This is a genomic window from Parendozoicomonas sp. 2304DJ65-17, from assembly GCF_058148445.1.
Window position 1 is genome coordinate 123,103 of sequence record NZ_JBYVJV010000010.1, and the last position, 17,530, is coordinate 140,632.

15 protein-coding genes, 1 tRNA gene and 1 pseudogene are annotated in these 17,530 nt (G+C 47.4%); 9 read left to right on the forward strand and 8 right to left on the reverse strand.

Going from position 1 to position 17,530, the window contains the following annotated elements:
- Positions 1-76: 76 nt before the first annotated feature.
- Positions 77-2,470, reverse strand: a complete 2,394-nt coding sequence (locus tag ACY2RR_RS20595; RefSeq protein WP_490110071.1) for a response regulator — start codon at positions 2,468-2,470, stop codon at positions 77-79.
- 116 nt (positions 2,471-2,586) lie between these two features.
- Entirely contained in the window at positions 2,587-2,769 is a 183-nt protein-coding gene (locus ACY2RR_RS20600; protein WP_490110072.1) for a hypothetical protein, read from the reverse strand.
- A gap of 141 nt (positions 2,770-2,910) precedes the next feature.
- On the opposite strand from ACY2RR_RS20600, the gene ACY2RR_RS20605 reads away from it, so the two are divergent.
- Together ACY2RR_RS20605 and ACY2RR_RS20610 are read left to right on the forward strand one after the other, a co-directional pair.
- Positions 2,911-3,990, forward strand: a complete 1,080-nt coding sequence (locus ACY2RR_RS20605) for a hypothetical protein (RefSeq protein ID WP_490110073.1) — start codon at positions 2,911-2,913, stop codon at positions 3,988-3,990.
- 79 nt (positions 3,991-4,069) lie between these two features.
- Positions 4,070-5,002: a class I SAM-dependent methyltransferase gene (locus ACY2RR_RS20610; protein WP_490110074.1), complete on the forward strand. Its 933-nt coding sequence runs from the start codon at positions 4,070-4,072 to the stop codon at positions 5,000-5,002.
- 433 nt (positions 5,003-5,435) lie between these two features.
- Here the strand turns inward: ACY2RR_RS20610 and ACY2RR_RS20615 are convergent.
- Positions 5,436-5,550 (reverse strand): annotated as a pseudogene (locus ACY2RR_RS20615) (pilin); the annotation flags it as partial.
- 29 nt (positions 5,551-5,579) lie between these two features.
- Positions 5,580-6,146, reverse strand: coding sequence for a pilin (locus ACY2RR_RS20620; RefSeq protein ID WP_490110075.1), 567 nt, complete (start codon positions 6,144-6,146; stop codon positions 5,580-5,582).
- Positions 6,147-6,400: 254 nt separating this feature from the next.
- Here ACY2RR_RS20620 and ACY2RR_RS20625 point away from each other — a divergent pair, with 254 nt between their 5' ends.
- From ACY2RR_RS20625 to ACY2RR_RS20650, 6 genes are all read left to right on the forward strand, one after another.
- The gene (locus ACY2RR_RS20625; protein ID WP_490110076.1) at positions 6,401-7,942 is read left to right on the forward strand and encodes a Re/Si-specific NAD(P)(+) transhydrogenase subunit alpha; all 1,542 of its coding nucleotides are present in this window, start codon (positions 6,401-6,403) and stop codon (positions 7,940-7,942) included.
- 12 nt (positions 7,943-7,954) lie between these two features.
- A complete protein-coding gene (gene pntB / locus ACY2RR_RS20630; RefSeq protein WP_490110077.1) occupies positions 7,955-9,346 on the forward strand; it encodes a Re/Si-specific NAD(P)(+) transhydrogenase subunit beta in 1,392 nt (463 codons plus the stop codon).
- A gap of 59 nt (positions 9,347-9,405) precedes the next feature.
- Complete coding sequence (locus tag ACY2RR_RS20635) at positions 9,406-9,690, forward strand: hypothetical protein (RefSeq protein WP_490110078.1); 285 nt, start codon at positions 9,406-9,408, stop codon at positions 9,688-9,690.
- Between the two features lie 84 nt (positions 9,691-9,774).
- Positions 9,775-12,435 (forward strand): hypothetical protein, encoded by a 2,661-nt coding sequence (locus ACY2RR_RS20640; RefSeq protein ID WP_490110079.1) that lies wholly within the window; start codon positions 9,775-9,777, stop codon positions 12,433-12,435.
- A gap of 13 nt (positions 12,436-12,448) precedes the next feature.
- Positions 12,449-12,979, forward strand: a complete 531-nt coding sequence (locus ACY2RR_RS20645) for a hypothetical protein (protein WP_490110080.1) — start codon at positions 12,449-12,451, stop codon at positions 12,977-12,979.
- A gap of 139 nt (positions 12,980-13,118) precedes the next feature.
- Positions 13,119-13,340, forward strand: coding sequence for a hypothetical protein (locus tag ACY2RR_RS20650; RefSeq protein ID WP_490110081.1), 222 nt, complete (start codon positions 13,119-13,121; stop codon positions 13,338-13,340).
- Between the two features lie 6 nt (positions 13,341-13,346).
- Here ACY2RR_RS20650 and ACY2RR_RS20655 read toward each other — a convergent pair whose 3' ends face one another.
- Positions 13,347-13,784, reverse strand: coding sequence for an acyl-CoA thioesterase (locus ACY2RR_RS20655; protein WP_490110082.1), 438 nt, complete (start codon positions 13,782-13,784; stop codon positions 13,347-13,349).
- An 11-nt stretch (positions 13,785-13,795) separates the two neighbouring features.
- Positions 13,796-14,956, reverse strand: coding sequence for an iron-containing alcohol dehydrogenase (locus tag ACY2RR_RS20660; RefSeq protein WP_490110083.1), 1,161 nt, complete (start codon positions 14,954-14,956; stop codon positions 13,796-13,798).
- Positions 14,957-15,224: 268 nt separating this feature from the next.
- On the opposite strand from ACY2RR_RS20660, the gene ACY2RR_RS20665 reads away from it, so the two are divergent.
- Positions 15,225-16,661, forward strand: coding sequence for a hypothetical protein (locus ACY2RR_RS20665; protein ID WP_490110084.1), 1,437 nt, complete (start codon positions 15,225-15,227; stop codon positions 16,659-16,661).
- Positions 16,662-16,716: 55 nt separating this feature from the next.
- On the opposite strand, the gene ACY2RR_RS20670 is transcribed toward ACY2RR_RS20665, so the two are convergent.
- Positions 16,717-16,793, reverse strand: a tRNA-Ile gene (locus ACY2RR_RS20670).
- A gap of 102 nt (positions 16,794-16,895) precedes the next feature.
- Entirely contained in the window at positions 16,896-17,492 is a 597-nt protein-coding gene (gene cobO, locus ACY2RR_RS20675) for a cob(I)yrinic acid a,c-diamide adenosyltransferase (protein WP_490110085.1), read from the reverse strand.
- Positions 17,493-17,530 lie beyond the last annotated feature (38 nt).

The window sequence follows — 17,530 nt, forward strand, 5'->3', positions numbered from 1 at the left end:
CCCCGTAAGGAATAAAGGCTTTCGTTGGTAAAGCTTGTAACAAGATCGTTATTAATGGGGGATAATATGTGTTCTTTTAATCGTTCAGCCAACGCGAAAGCATTTCTGCTAGGGCATCGCTCTTAACCGGCTTACTGATGTAATCATCCATACCGGCTTCAATACATTTTTCTCTGTCACCTTCCATGGCATTAGCCGTCATGGCGATGATTTTATGGGCTTCATCGCCCGTCTCACTTTCCCTCTTTCTGATGGCTTCAGTGGATTCATAACCACTCATTTCCGGCATCTGGCAATCCATTAACACCAAGTCGTACTGCTTCTGGCCTGTCATCTCCAAACCTTCACGGCCATTCACTGCAAGGTCGACGTTGGTGATGCCAAGTTTTTTCAGCATGGCTTTGGCAACTTTCTGGTTAACCGGGTTGTCTTCTACCAGCAACAGAGAGTATTTATCTTCAAACTTGGTTTTGGTTTCTTTGGGCTTGTCTGGCGCAATATCTTTCGCTGACTGACGATTCATCACTTCCATGGTCAGATCAAGCAGCTGAGACTGCCTGAATGGTTTTGCCAGACTGCCATGGAGCAACGCTTCTTTCTGCTCTTTGGCACACAGGTGCCCGGCACTGGTGAGCATGATTCTTCGACAGTCACCCAAATCCTTATCATTGGCAATGGCTTTTGAAAGAGTAATACCGTCCATTTCAGGCATCTGCATGTCGAGATAAGCCAACTGGAAAGGTCTGCCAGCTGTGACAGCATCATGCATTTTCTCAAGTGCAATGGGGCCATTTTCAGCCATAGCATGATCAATACCCCATGCTTCCAGGTACTTGTGAAGTATTTCCCGGTTGGTTGGATTGTCATCCACGATAAGCGCATAGGTGTTGGACAGATCCATTTTTTCGTAATGCTTGGGCAGGTCAGCACCATCACTCACACCCATTTTCACTTCGAAAAAGAAACTCGAACCTTTACCAAAGGTACTGGTAACCTGTAAATCTCCACCCATGATTTCAACCAGCTGTCGGGATATGGTCAGACCAAGGCCTGTACCACCAAATTTACGGGTTGTAGAACCATCAGCCTGAGTGAATGGCTGGAACAGCGTTGGAACAACTTCTTCAGGAATACCAATACCAGTGTCTTCTACTTCAAAGCGAATGGTGTGCTGATTGTTCTCTGTACCTTTGTAGAGAGCACGAACAACCACTTCGCCTGTTTCGGTAAACTTCACCGCATTACCAAGCAGATTGGTGAGCACTTGCCGTAAACGTACAGGGTCGCCTTTTACAGCAGCTGGCATATTTACATCGGTATAGCAGCCAAGTTCGATTTTCTTTTCCCGTGCCCGACTGGCCAGCAAGGCTGAAACATCATCCGCTAGGCTGCTAGGGCTCATATCAATCTGCTCAAGCTCCAGTTTGCCCGCTTCTATCTTGGAGAAATCGAGAATATCATTAATGATCTGTAAAAGAGCATCAGCAGAACCATACGCTGTTTCGAGATAATCTTTCTGACTCTTCTCCAGATGGGTATCACGCAGAAGTTCGAGCATGCCGAGCACGCCATTCATGGGCGTACGAATCTCATGGCTCATGTTGGCTAAAAATGAGCTTTTGGCTTTTGCAGCGTCAAGAGCAGCTTCTTTTGCTACGGTTGCTTCTTCAATGGCCTCACGGAGGTTTTCGTTAGCCATATTGAGTGCTTCTGTACGAAGCTCAACGGTATTTTCCAGCTCCTGCTTATTCTTATTCAGCTTTTGATCACGATGGTGAACAAGATCCATCATTTCGTTAAAGCGTTCGTAAAGCTGGCCTATTTCATCATCACTGGTTTTCTCCAATCTGTGGGAGAAAATCTGATAGGACGAAACCTGCCTCATGGCTTCTGCAAGGGTTGTGATCGGGTTGGAGATCAGCCTCTGCATTCGATAGGCAGCAAGATAAGACACAATGATGGCCAAAATGGTGATCATTAAGGCAGCCATAAGGTTCAGGGTTATCTGCTGGTACAGCGGCTCAAGGCTGGCTCGGATAACAATTGTGCCGATAGGCTTGCCTTCAAACTCTACGGCCCGTGCAACATCCATCCAGTCATCAGAAATTTCAACAGTGCGCTTTTCCGGAGGTAGAAGGGTTTTGTTGTAAGTATGGGATTCTGAGCGGTTATAACTGGCAAGTTTCTGACCATCTGGAAGAAGTAGGTAAGCTTCTTCTATATGAGAGACAACTTCCAGACCATACAAAAGCTCATTGCCCGCAGCCGCATCCTGGAAATGAACGGCGACCTGTGAGTTGGTTGCGAAAACTTCAACCAGAGTCTGGATACGCTCCATCATCGCGTCTTTCGACTTGGTATAGTCGGACACGCTATACACAATCAGGCTCACCAGAAGACCCACCTCAGCGGTAATCATCATGGCATAGCGCAGTTTGCGCTCAATTGAGAGCTTCGAAAAACTAAACATCACATCCCTGTGAGTTCTGGGGTCGTAATTACGAAAGAGTCTAGTGCAGACAGTCAGCCACAAATGTGGCTGACGGAAAGACTTGGAGTATCAGATAAGGCTTTGGTGTCGGGTTATTAACGCAAAGCCAAAATGATCTGCGGGCTTTTTTCGTGCTTTTCGATTAAGGCATCCGGAGCCGGACGAGTGGCAATAAAGTTGGCTGAAAGAATGCAGGCAGTCAGCAGAAGTACCCTGAAACCCTGACGACGCTCATTACCCATGGGAAGTCCCTTTCTTGGAGTTAGACAGCTGTTCATCCTGAATGCCGCCTTTTTATTAGAAATCCTTATTAAAAAATTAGTACATATTTCAGATTGTGCAATTTGCAGGGAAAAGAATGGTTATCGGTTTTCTACTCTGTCAGGTAGAGAAGGGAAACTATTGCGAGAAATAAAGTTATGGCGGAAGGAATTTCACAAAACCAGCTGGCTCTTGAACGTTTAAGAGCCGAAGCCAAACGACGCTCTGAAGAGGTATCAGAACAATCAACAGAAGCCGCTGAGAAACTGCAGAACCGAAATGTTCTGACCGCAGGCTTTGGTGGAGAAAATACTGTTGGTTACGTCACCGGTGATGGAGACGTGGTTGGTTCGACCGGGCAGGTCACTCCAATTCTGGATCGCCCTAATGCTCAACCAGTGGGAAAAACTCCGGTATCAGAGTTTGAATCTATAGCGGCCGCCAGCAGACAGGATGTTGTGGCGGGCAACTTACTTCTGGCCGGTGATCAGGGCAACTTCCCTCCAGAAGTTCAGAGGCAGCTGGGTAACTACGCCATGCAGCTTGTTGTCGCTGAAGACATCCCTCCTGAGACTCTGCAGAGAATTGAAGCCAATATGGGCTCTCTCCAACAAATGGCTGCCGGGGCCACAGATATCTCAGAGATGGACAGTGTGATGATGGCTCTGGAATCCGACTTCTCAAGCAGCAGCCTGAAGTTAAAAGGTAGCTACCAGAGAGAAGTCCATGAAAAGCTTGAGATCCTGAGAAAACTGGCACCGCTTTTAAATCACATGGTTGATGATGCCAGCAATGGTTACATGGGTAAGGAGTGGAAAGGAGACAATATTAATAAGCTGCTGGAGTCTTACGGAATCGATCTTCAGCTAAGTCCGGCAGAACTGGATCAGTTTAATCAGCTGGTCAATAAAATAGACGGCGACGGCATTGATGGCGGCGGAAAAGCAGAGAGGCAACAACGAGAGTTTATAGAGGGGGCGCTTGAGATTTTCCTTGGCGCTATGGATGTTGATGCCGCGATTGATATTCAGGACTTTGCCGGAAAGATTATTGATGCATTCCGTACTGATTACGACGACTCAGCGCACCGTATGCCCAATGGTGGCTACGCAACCAGTGCAAGAGAAGAAAATCGCTATAACAAACTTGTTGATGAAATCAGCGAAGGAGCAGGAATTGTTGCCCAGCATCAGCATGACGCCCACCAAGAGGCCACAAGAATCCCCAGGCACATTTAATTTCTGCTCGTAATACCAAGATAAAGGCGCAGTATTTTCATACAATACTGCGCCTTTATTCCATCCGGCCAATTCTCTGATGTCTGCAAACCTTTCACCCATTCAACACCTTACTGAGCACCTGCAACAAACAGCTCTGGGCAGTGATGTAAAACGTCTCTTTCATGGTCGTGGGGGCTTGGTGGATGGGTGTGAGCAGATCACCGTTGACTGGTATCCGCCAGTTCTACTTTTTACTGCGTTTAAAGAGATAGACTCAGACTTCCGCCAACAGATAGAAACTCTTCTTGCAGAGCTTTGGAGCAGGTGCTGGCAGCAAGCCGGAAACATGAACCTGGTTTTCCAGCAGCGGGGGCAGGGAATGTCTTCCGTAGAGCTGGTTTCCGGGGAAACTCCTTCTCACCATGTTGTGGAAGAAGACGGCCGAAAAACTGTTGTGCATCTTTTACGCGGGCAGAATCATGGGCTGTTTCTGGATATGCGCAATGGGCGACAGTGGGTTCAAGAACATTCAGAAGGGCGAAAGGTATTAAACCTGTTTTCCTACACCTGTGCTTTCTCTGTTGCCGCTATGAAGGGAGGCGCAACAGAAGTTGTGAATATTGATATGAGCAAAGGCGCGCTGGCTACCGGGCGGGAGAACCACCAGCTGAATGATATTCATAATGGTGTGCGCTTGCTGGGCCATGATATTTTCAAATCCTGGGGCAAGCTGCGAAAGCTTGGACCTTACGACCTGATTATTGCAGACCCGCCCAGCAACCAGAAGGGCAGCTTTGTTGCGACAAAGGATTATGCTCGCCTGCTCCGAAAAATTCCTGAGCTGGTGAACGACGGTGGAGATGTACTGCTATGCCTGAACGCTCCCCAGCTTTCACGGAAATTTCTGATGGCGCAAGTGGAAGTAGAATGCCCTGGGTTGAGCTACGTAAAGCAAATTCCCAACCCAAGTGTTTTTCAGGATGTGGATGCGGATAGAGCTTTAAAAGTGTTGCACTATCGCAAGGATTAAAAATTCCAATCCCAGATACTGTTGCGGCAGGGAGTAGGCATCAGGCTTTCATCATACTCTGCTATGCCATGGCCTGCTGCCGCACAACGGAAACGGATTTCACCAGCATCATCAGCTCTCACCTGCAGAGCCACATAAATTCTATCCCCGTTGTTCATTTCCATAAGCTGGTCCCCAGCTGCAATGGCCTGCAACTCGATATACATCGAGTTGGCACCACAACCTATAACGGCACAGTCAGGGTGAGTTTTGATATGGACACCACTGAACAGATCAGATTCGTGTCCAAAAAACTCCTGGAATGTAGCCAATGTACCAAGGGAGGTGCCATTTACTTGGCCGAGCGTTGAAGGCAACTCACCAAACGTACCGTAGTATTCTGTTATACCGGTTTTATGAGCAGCCAAGAGATTAAAGTCCTCAATCACTTTGGCTCGGGCGGTGTAATCCTGATAAGCAGGAATGGCGACAGCTGCCAGAATGCCAATGATCGCGACCACAATCATCAGCTCAATGAGGGTGAAACCCTTCACCTTTCTACTATGCATAATCCTTTGCCTCTAATATAAAAATTCCGTTAAAAGTCCCAGTCGTAGAGACTGTTATTGCAAACTGAGGGGAGAAGGCTGGTTTTATAATCTTGAGTTCCATGCCCTGCAGCGGCACAGCGGAAATGGATATTTCCATCCTCATGCACACGCGCCTGCAAGCCAATATAAATATTTTCATCATTATTGAGCTGCTTGAGCTGACTATCGTCTTCAATAGCCATCATTCCTATGTACATGGAATTTGCCATGCAACCAATGCCTGCACAGCGAGGATGTTCTGATATCCCCATTCCCCAGAACAGGTCCGAAGATTCTCCCGCTAAATCGCTGTAAAGAATCTGAGCACCACCATCTAAAGTGGTTACAGTTCCATTGATTTGTTCCCAAGTGGAAGGAAGAACGCCATGGGTGCCGAAGTACTCAACAATATTACTTTTCTGTCCTGCCAACAGGCTAAACGCTTCCATCACTTTGGCTCTTACGGTGTACTCCTGATAAGCAGGGATAGCTACAGCGGCGAGAATGCCAATGATTGCTACCACAATCATCAGCTCAATCAGAGTAAATCCCTTTTCCAGATATCTGCTTTGCATAATCCCTAACCGATTTCTTTCCGAAAATGACCTTCCTGTCACTGGGCAGACCTCTTACCATCGAAAGTCTAGCTGAATGTGCAACAACCATTGGGTACACAGCTCCTGTGTGCTCATCGGGCACAGCTCTGCAGATATAACAGTCACAACCGGTTATTTCCGGCTATAACACTAACCTGAATGATCAGCCCGCTTTCCGTTACGGACTCGGTAAGTTCTAGCTGCAACGGGCTCAGACTGCTGCGAGGACAACCATGAAAATAGTGATCCCTGAGGAATCACCTCAGGAACTACGGGTAGCCGCAAGCCCTGCCAGCGTCGGCAAACTGATAGAGCTGGGGTTTGATGTCTGCGTACAGGCTGGAGCCGGGCAGAAAGCCAGTTTCACAGATCAGCATTACCAAGACGCAGGCGCAGAGGTTGTAGCAGATAAAACTGAACTCTATACCAGCGCAGATTATGTTCTGAAGGTGAATGGGCCGGCAGGCGACGAAGTCCAGCTTCTCAAAGAAGGCACAACCCTCATAAGCTTTCTGTGGCCAGCCCAAAACCCGGAACTCCTCGAAAAGCTGGCAGCGAAAAAACTGAATGTTCTGGCTATGGATTCTGTGCCCCGAATCTCCCGCGCACAGAAGATGGATGCTCTCAGCACCATGGCAAACATCGGCGGCTATCGAGCCGTTGTTGAAGCTGCCCACCACTTTGGCCGTTTTCTTACAGGTCAGATCACTGCAGCTGGTAAAGTCCCACCAGCCAAGGTTCTTGTTATTGGTGCCGGTGTCGCTGGCCTTGCTGCCATTGGTACAGCCAAAAGTATGGGAGCTATTGTTCGCGCCTTCGACACCCGGATGGAAGTGCGTGAGCAAGTTGAATCTATGGGTGGCGAGTTCCTCACCGTAGATATCGAAGAAGATGGCGCGGGCACGGGCGGCTACGCCAAGGAAATGTCCAAAGAATTTATTGAAGCGGAAATGGCACTGTTCCGGGAGCAGGCCAAAGAAGTGGATATTGTTATCACCACCGCACTGATCCCTGGCAAGCCAGCGCCCAAGCTATGGCAGACCGATGCTGTTCAGGCGATGAAAGAAGGTTCTGTTGTTGTAGATATGGCAGCAGAGCAAGGCGGTAACTGTGACCTTACCGTTCCTGGTGAAGTGGCGGTGAAAGAAGGTGTCACCATTATTGGTTACACCAATCTGGCAGCTCGCTTGCCCGGTCAGGCTTCAGCTCTGTATGCCCAGAACCTTGTGCACCTTCTGGCAGAAATGACACCGGAGAAAAACGGTCAGCCAGAAATTGATATGGACAACGAGGCTATTCGCGGAGCCACTGTTGTTAAAGAAGGGAATATTACCTGGCCACCACCGCCTCCCAAATTAAGCGAAACGCCTAAAGAGGTGAAGAAAGAAGCTACACCTCCTCCCCCTCCACCTGTAGAAGAGAAAAAACCAACCAGCGCTGGTGCGATTATTGGGTTCTGGGTTGTTGCAGGCATTATTTTGTTTGGCCTTGGCAAATACTCCCCACCGGCCTTCCTCTCTCACTTTATGGTGTTTGTACTTTCCATTTTTGTAGGCTGGCAGGTTATCTGGAATGTTTCCCACTCCCTGCATACACCGTTAATGAGTGTGACCAATGCCATATCGGGTATCATTATTGTTGGGGCGCTATTACAGATCAGCAGTGGTTCGTGGCTGATTTCTTTGCTCGCGTTTATTTCCATCCTTCTTGCCAGCATCAATATTGTCGGGGGCTTTCTTGTCACCCGTCGTATGTTGGCCATGTTCCGTCGCTAAGGGAGAGCAGATATGGACGGTATTGTTTATATGGCCTATCTGCTGGCCGCAGTTTTCTTTGTTCTCAGTCTTAAAGGCCTAAGTGCCCACGAATCTGCACAGCAGGGTAACTATTACGGTATCGCCGGTATGGCGATTGCTGTACTGGCAACCATTGCCAGTGATGCGGTAACGGGATACTTCATGCTGATAGTTGCTGTTGGCGTTGGAGGCTTTATCGGGATGCAGAAAGCCAAATCTGTTGAAATGACAGAAATGCCTCAGCTGGTTGCCTTGCTTCATAGCTTTGTCGGTATGGCTGCGATTCTCATCAGCTGGTCTGGATACATTGATCCTGCTGCCAGTGAGTTAATTGGTGCAGAGCTCACCATACATCTGGTTGAAATCTATCTGGGTATCTTTATTGGTGCGGTGACGTTTACCGGCTCGCTGGTTGCATGGGGAAAACTGAACGGGCAGATCTCTGGTAATCCTCTCATTCTTCCCTTTCGTCACGGGCTGAATGGTATAGCCATCCTCATCTGCCTTTGGATGATGACCTACTTCGCATCGAATCCACACACCGCTCTTTCAACATTTATGCTGATGTTGATGACAATCATCGCTCTTGCCCTTGGCTTGCATCTTGTTGCAGCCATTGGTGGGGCGGATATGCCTGTAGTTGTTTCCATGCTGAACAGCTATTCCGGCTGGGCTGCAGCGGCTACCGGCTTTATGTTGGGCAATGACCTGCTGATTGTTGTGGGTGCTTTAGTGGGCTCTTCCGGTGCCATTCTCAGCTACATCATGTGTCAGGGAATGAACCGCTCCTTTATCTCTGTGATTATGGGCGGCTTTGGTACGGATAGCGCAGCAGCTCCAGTCTCCACTGGTGAACAGGGTGATGCAGTAGAAGCTTCAGCCGCAGATGTTGCCGACGATTTGCAGAATGCCAAGAGCGTTATCATCGTTCCCGGTTTTGGTATGGCCGTTGCCAAAGCTCAGCAGGTTGTTAAGGAGCTGACCGAAACTCTGCAGAAGAAAGGTTGCACTGTTCGTTTTGGTATTCACCCGGTAGCCGGTCGTTTGCCAGGACATATGAACGTTCTGCTGGCCGAAGCGGATGTTCCTTACGACATTGTTCTGGAGATGGATGAAATCAATGATGATTTCCCGGAAACAGACGTGGTGCTGGTGATTGGAGCAAACGACACTGTTAACCCGGATGCACTGGAACGCCCGGATTCACCGATTGCCGGTATGCCTGTGCTTAAGGTGTGGGAATCCAAGCAAGTGATTGTGCTTAAACGTTCACTGGCTTCCGGTTATGCTGGCGTTGAAAACCCACTGTTCTTTAAAGAGAACACCCGTATGTTGTTTGGTGATGCCAAAGACAGCGTACAAAAAGTTTTGAAGGGGCTTTAAGCGACACCGGTTCCTCAGATAAAGGGTGCTGGTTTCAGCACCCTGTGAGAAAAATAATAATGAAGATGTTTCAAAAGCAGGACCCTTACGTCATTACCTGCGAAGCCAATACCGAGTACAAGATCTGTCGATGTGGGCAGACTCATAACCCACCCTATCACGACCCGGACAACTGCCGCTGCGAGCCGCATGTCCTTTGCTATCAGCAAAAAACCCTGCAATGGGTTTGCGGCTGCGCCAAATCGAAAGAAATGCCTATTTGTGACGGTGCCCATAACCCCAGAAATGAAATGACTGTGTGGGAAGCGATTAAAGATATTATTTCTGGTAATCGAAGCCGTTAGGTTGCTCTACAGGCAACCAGCCTCCCCCTGCTGAAACAGCCCTGCCTGACGATATCTCTATGAGAGCTATCTGAGAATATTGTTATGCTGCGCGGCATCTATCCTAAACCGCCAATTACTCATCTGCCACTGGGTAGGTGCTTAGCAAACGCGCCCCCAGAACCGCTAAAAACTCACAGTACCCGCATTGCTACTGAAAACACCAATATTCCACTGGGTGGTAAGGATAACTGGAAGACTCTTGATCAGTGGGATGTAAAGCCCGTTCAAGGCCCTAAAAATCTGTATTTAAGGCAGGATTCTACTGGTTCCGATACATTTTCTGATTCAGGTATAGGAAGCAGCTGTGGCAGCTCGCCTGTCAGCCCTATTCCAAGCTCTCCTGAGAGCCTGCCTTCCCCCATGCTTCACCAAACAAAACTTCTCATGCATGGAGAGCTGGCAGGTACTTATACCCGGCCCTTTCCTACGGAGCTGAATATCAGCCCGGAAAACCTGCGCTTTGGTGATTGGCCGGAATGCCCTGTATCCAAAGACGATATGCAATGGGTTTCAATCATCTTGATGCGAGAGGGAAAGGCTCACCAATTCCGACCTGGTGAACCTGTACCGGAGGAGTTCAGAACCCCAAACGCAGTAGTCGTTAAACCCAACAATATGTTTGGGATTATCACTAAACGTCCTGCTCCCAAGATGGATTTCCAGAACAACTATAAGGTGCTGGATCAGAGCCAGATTAAAACACCGGCCTACCAACTGGCATCGATTTGCTGCGGCGACAGGCCTGCTGGCATTATCCATTTTCCTTCACGTTTTGATCCGCAGCTGGAACAGCTGGATAAAATTGAAGGATTGGGATTCAAAGTGTTCCCCGACCCTTTTGGCGGAGGAATATATACAGTTGTTGCCAGGCCGGGCAGAGATGCAAGGGAGAAAGCGGAGCGTCTGGAGGCCTTGCTACATAAGGAATGGAGGCAGGCTGGTGAGGATATTCAAAAGGGTGTGCCAAAGCATATTGCTCTTTTACGCAGCAAAATCAGAAACCTGAAAGATAGAAAGGATCAGGAGTCAATATCACCTCAAAGCTCCAGATATGAGCTGGCTCAGGCACGAAAAGAGCTCTCCGAACAGAACCAGTCGCTCCTCTATGAACCATTGCCTCCCTCCCAACGATCTGCCCGGGAAAAAGCTATTTCCAGCCGGGTAACAGAGCGCTTTCTCTCACCAGAACAGACTCGCAAGAAGTTGAGAGATATGGCGGTAAGAGTTGCCAAAATTGGCGCTCCTCAATACACCCCTGCCAGCTCAAGAATGGCAGGGCTTGATCGAGCAATCATGAGATATGAGCGGAAGCTGGAGGAACATATACCAGAAAATCTGACAGATGCTGAAGATACCGTGAAAGAAGCAGCTTCAATGCTTGAGCGTATCCAGCTAAAGCTCAAGGAGGTTCTCGCCAATCCCCACAATGGAATTACCGATGATGAAGAGAAAATCTTAAATCAACGCCTTCAGGAGCTTGGTAACGACAAATTACTGCTCTTTCAGGTTCTGGATTCTCCGGCCCTTTCATCCATTGCTGGCAAAATGAGCTGGCAGGGCGCAATGGAGTTTAAGCGGGTGGGCTACATGCTTGATGATGAGCTGACTCTGCCCGGTCCCTGGAGAGATGAAGACCTTGATCCGAATCATCCACCAAAATTGTTAGGTAAAGGCGCTGAAAACGAGGTCTTTCTCTTAACCTTTAAAAACGGCGCAAAACGGGTATTTAAACCTGAGCCGGCAGTAGATACATCAGCCTGGGTCGATATCGTTACGCCAGAGCTCTATCACGACCAACTACACCCTAATCTTACAGCAAGAAATCTTGCCACAGGGCAGATAGCACAACTGCTTGGTATGGATATTATGCCGGGCATGTCTTTCTGCGAGCATGACCATATGATCGGACTGGAGATGGAACTGGCAGATGGCCAACCTGCCTGCGCTTCTGAACATTCAATTACCGGACAAGGCTCCAAACGGAAACTGGGTTATCAGATGCTGGTAGAAGGGAAATGCAAACCCGAAGTACGTGCGAAAATATTGGCAGGGCTAGCTGACCTGGAGCTTTTAGACGCAATCTGTGCTCAACCAGATCGCCATCCAGCCAATTACTTTATTGATTATGAGACAGGCAAAGTGACTGGTATTGATAATGATACTTCGCTTTATCCTTTCAGCGACATAATTGCCCCTTCTGCTGACCAGAAACAGTTTGGCGCATGGCGCAAAGGGTGTCGGGCTGGATATCCACGATTGATAAATCGTTCTTCCTACGATCGACTTATGGCATTAGATGCAGAAAAGCTATGTAATTCTTTGCCAAAGTGCTTTGACCAAAGAATCAGGGATAGTCTTAAAGAGCGTATTAATCTAATGAAGCGCCATGGCGAGGCTTTAGAGAGTGCAGGTCGAATCGTGGATAACTGGGATACATGGCGCCACCCTACAACAGGTCGGGATGCAATAACGTTTCTGGACAATACTTTTGATAGTGTGGAATTTCGGGAAAGACTTGCCTTGGAAGAAGAGGAAGGAAGAATTCGACCCATTCTTGAACGCTATAAACGGTATGAACCTCTTTCGGCGTACGAAGATCAGCAAGTGAAACACTATTTCATGCACTGTCAGTTAGTACGAAATGACGAAACAAACAAAAAGCATGCGATAACCAGAAGCTACCTATCAACAGCTGCTTATTAGGGACAGAACACCTATGGATATCAGAATACCCTCACCTCTCTCTCTGGCTAAGGTATTGGATAATCTGGAAGAGCTGAATGTTCCAACACCTCCACTACCTGAAAAGTTGATGACGCGTATACAGCCATTGTCAGACACGTCTTACGGTTCAGAACTTATCCCGCACTCCCTCTATCAGCTGGAATCACTTCTTGATGATCTCCAAAAATGCTGGCCATTACCTTTTTTCTTTTTTGGGTTGGCTGGTCATGGAACAAACTCTCAGGCAGCGCATTATTACCTGCTAACAGATCAATATGCCTTGTTTATTCAGCGTGCAGCTCCATCTATGAATCGTGAGCTGTTTGACCGTGAAGAATTTGAACAGGCTATATCTCTGGCTGTAGAACTGAGCTGTCATCCTGCACTGGATAATAACGACCAAAAGCTGGTTGTAGTTGATTCAGACAGATTATTCAGCCGTATTGGTCGATGGAAAGATAATCAGATGATCTGGGATCATGAAGTACCCAATGCAATAAGTTATACACGTGAACATCTTTGATGACTATGGCAGCACTCATGCAAACTAACGTTTAAACGTTCCGAGAAGCAATCCTCTTCACCCTTAACCAGCCCGCCTCTTTTTCTGTTGAAGATATGATTTCTTCCTATACTTCAGCCCTCTCAACACGAGGTGCCTTATGAAGCCTGAAGAGCATATCGAACATCTGAAAGAGCAACTCACCAACTATGAGAAGCTTTATGGTCAGATGGAGTCTATCTGCCTACTGACTCTGAGAGAGCAGAGAGAATTTCGGCAGGAAGTTGGGATGAGGTTTCAGGCAATAGATAGACGATTCGAAAGGCTTGAACAAAGATTCGATGGCCTGGAACTTCTCATCCGGCAAAAACTCTGCGACTAAACAGTTCTAAACTGAGATAGCTTCAAGAACCCTTCTCAACCCAGAAGGAAGAGAAACCGGCTTTTGGGTTTCTCTATCCACATACACATGCACAAAATGCCCCTGAGCCGCAGGTGTATCCTCACCTGCTTTGAACAGACCAACTTCATAACGAACAGAACTGTTCCCTAAATGAGCAACGCCTATACCTGCATAAATATCTTCTGGAAAAGCTACACTGCGAAAATAACGACATTGGGTTTCTACAACCAGCCCAATCACTTCACTGTTATGGATATCCAGAACATCCTGATCAATCAGGTAACGATTTACGGCAGTATCAAAGTAACTGTAGTACTGCACATTGTTGACATGGCCATAAACGTCATTGTCCATCCAGCGAGTTGGTATGGTGATGAAATGTTTATAATCTGCTCGAACTTCAGGTGTTTTGTATGCTGACATGAATCCTTTCCTTACCAGGCAGCCTGATAAATTGCTAATGCGTCTGCCTCAGAAACTTCGCGAGGATTATTAACCAGTAACCTTGTTTGCTTTATGGCACTGTCAGCCAAGCCTGTCAGCGCAGGTTCAGGAATGCCGTAGTTTCTCAATCTGGTTTTTAAACCAAGCGTTCCATTCAGTTCTTCCAGTGAATTGATAAATGCCTGACTGCGTTTCTCAATGTTTTGAATCACTGAAAGTTCTGGGAATACAAAGGGGGCAAGATGAGCATATTGCTCAACACATTCACTCTGGTTAAAACGCATAACGTGGGGAAGAAGCAGCGCATTGGTTAACCCATGGGAAAGGTGAAAAATCCCACCAAGTGGATAAGCCAGAGCATGAACCGCAGCCACAGGAGAGTTCGCAAACGCCTGCCCTGCCAACATAGAGCCCAGCAACATATTTTCCCGGGCTTTTAGGTTTGCGCCGTTGTGTACTGCCTCTTCAATATTTGTCCCAAGAAGGGTCAGTGCCTGTTGAGCAAGAGTATCTGAAACAGGGTTATGGTTTGGATTACGAGATGTAAATGCTTCAATAGCATGCACCATGGCATCAACACCTGTTGTTGCTGTGACAACTGGCGGCAAACCAAGTGTTAATTCCGCATCAAGAAGAGCTACGTCTGGAAGCAGGCGCGGAGAAACAACACCTCTCTTCTCAGTTGCACCCACCGTGATGATAGAAACAGCTGTTACCTCAGAACCAGTGCCTGCAGTTGTAGGAATTTGAATTAAAGGCAGGCGTTGTCCTTTGACTTGATTAACACCATAAATACTTGCGAGAGACTCTTCGCCTCTTGCCAGAAGAGCAACCAGCTTGGCAACATCCATAGACGAACCACCGCCAAGACCTATAACGCCATCAATATCAGACGCAATGGCTTGCTTAGTGGCACTTAAAACCAAATGCTCAGCAGGATCTGCCTCCACGCCATCGAAAACCTCTGCTTTCACTCCAGCATTTTCAAGTGCTGACAACGCAGGATCCAGCAATCCGGCTTTCACAATCCCCTGATCGGTAACCACGAGAACACGCTTACCAATTATTTGCAGGCAAACTTCTCCCAGATTGGAAATTGCACCAGATTGGCAAATGATTTTTTGGGGAGCGTGAAACGTAAATCCATCCATGCCGTGTCTTCTTTTTATTATTCAGGCTGGATTTGATAGTACCTTTACACCTCGGTTAGGAAAAGTTGTGCTTAGAAAAAGTCTCTCAGGGATACCAGAAAACCCTCTGGGAAACATCAGGCAACATACATAAATGAATACTTGCTGGTCACGCTTGTTAGCCAGCCTATGTATATGTGTTTGCTTTGCTTACTTAATATGAATGGCTAGGAAAAATTTATGTCATAGATACTCAATTGGATATTTCGTCACTATAGAAGGGAGTCTTATGAATACAACATCTGTTCCCATTGCTGGAAGCTCATCTTCTGGTACCAGCGGAGTGACTCCTCCAGAATCAAATACTGGTGAAACAGGTCCTCAAGCGGATAAGGCAAAAGACATTCAGCCGAAAGTCATTAAAGGCACCCATGTTAACAAGCATGGTTATTTACATACCGTCTATTTGGTTTCTTCAAACACAATTCTGCCGAGTTGCCAAATTTGCTTTGACGATTTCATTTCAGTAAACAGAGTTTGTCTTGCTCAACGAGACAAGTCTGTTTGTAGTACATGCGCTGAAAAGGTGTTGAAGAAAAGGAAGCCCTGCCCTTTTGATAATAAGCATCACAAGCCAAGCATTCGCAGATTGAGGGACTTTCAGAGTGATGCCAAGCAGGAAATGGCAGAGATAACTGTTGTGTGTATGGGTTGCGGAAATAAAAGTAATCTTTTGGATATTGATACCCATGATAAGTGCCAAGGGGAATCACAAACACCATCAAAAGACTTGTTTCTCGACCTCGATGAATTGACTAGTTTGTCCAATCGCTTTAGAGGTCAATCTCCAGAAGCTGAGAGCGACAGTGAGGAGGAAGATGATGATGATGATCAGTCTGATTGGGACCGCTCTAGCTTAGAAGGCTCTGTTCTATCCTCCCATCACTCGTCCCTTACTAGTGTTCATAGTTCCGACGGTGAAGAGTCAGAGTGGGAAACATACTATGAAGAGAGCATAGCTGAGCCTGTATCTGTGCACTCAACTTCTCTATGCGATGTTGATGTTAATGAGGAAACAGAGTCTGTCTGGGAGGATTACGACTCAAACCTATATGAATCTGCCTCCGTGCACTCAGCTTCTGCACGCAATGTTGATGTTGATGAGGAAACAGGATCAATCTGGGAACACTATTCCTTAAAAGACTTCGAGTCGGCTTCCAGACACTCGGATAGTCCAGAGATTATTGCGGTGCCTGATGAAACAGATCAAAGCGATGGTGCATCTGGTCAAGAATCCTTAGTTGATCCAGAAGAACGTTCTACTTCACAACACGAACGGAGTAGCAATGAAGAAGATGAAACATCTTCCAGATGCTCAAGTACTCCAACTGTTGTTCATGTGTCCGATGAAGAGCATCTAAGTGATAAATCCTCCCAAACCCCTCCCCCAATTTTTCAAGTCACACAAGAACCTTCGGAACACGGACAGAGTGACGATGAAGGGGAGTCCGCCGTAGCGATAGTAATACCTCAGAGAGAAACTATTGTTATGAGCAACCTCAGGCGCTCTTCCGAGTCAGCTGACAGCTTCGTCAGTGCAGCAAGTAAGCCGCCCACCAGTGAAGATGAGCGAAGGAAACGTAAACGACCTGCTGAACCTTTAGAACAGAGTGGCCCTGTTAAGAAGGTGGCAGATTGGTTGTTTTCAATATGGGGCAGCAATTAAAAGACAGATACAAAAAAGCCGAAGCAGTTGTTAACCGCTTCGGCTTTGGTATTCGTGGTGGGCCCAGCAGGACTCGAACCTGCGACCAAGGGATTATGAGTCCCCTGCTCTAACCAACTGAGCTATAGGCCCACAGCGGCGTCAGATTATACGCATAGAGGTTCTTTGGTGCCAGTCCTGAACCTCTATATGATTATGATTTTTAGGGCTTTTCTGAAAAATAATTCCTCTGGCTTACCAGTCGATACCAATCTGGGCTTTTACCCCTGCTCTGTAAGCGTGACGTTCGTCTTTGACTTCGCTGATTGTATCTGCAATATCTGCCAGAGCCTGCGGACACCCTCGGCCGGTGATGATCACAGATTGCATTTTCGGGCGATTCTTCAGCGCCTCGATAATTTCATCCGTATCCACATAACCGTAGCGAGCGATGTAGGTCAGCTCATCCAGAAGCACCAGGGTAATCTCCGGATCTGCCAGCATCTTTTTGGTTTCAACCCAAACTTCCTGAGCGGCTTTGGTATCAAGCTCTTTATTCTGGGTATCCCAAGTGAAACCTGTTCCCATAACATGGAACTCTACACCTAACTTCTCCAGAACATTTCGCTCACCACAATCCCATTTACCCTTAATGTACTGGGCAACACCGGCTTTCAGGCCGTGGCCAACGCAGCGCAGAACAGTTCCAAAGCCAGAAGTGCTTTTCCCTTTCCCGTTACCGGTAACCAGGATAATAATGCCGCGTTCTTCATTCGCTTCAGCAATCTTGCTGTCGATATGTTCCTTTTTGCGCTGCATGCGCTGTTTGTACTTGTCGTCAGAACTGGTCATAGACTTGGCTCCAAAAAAAGGGGCACTGCTGCCCCTTG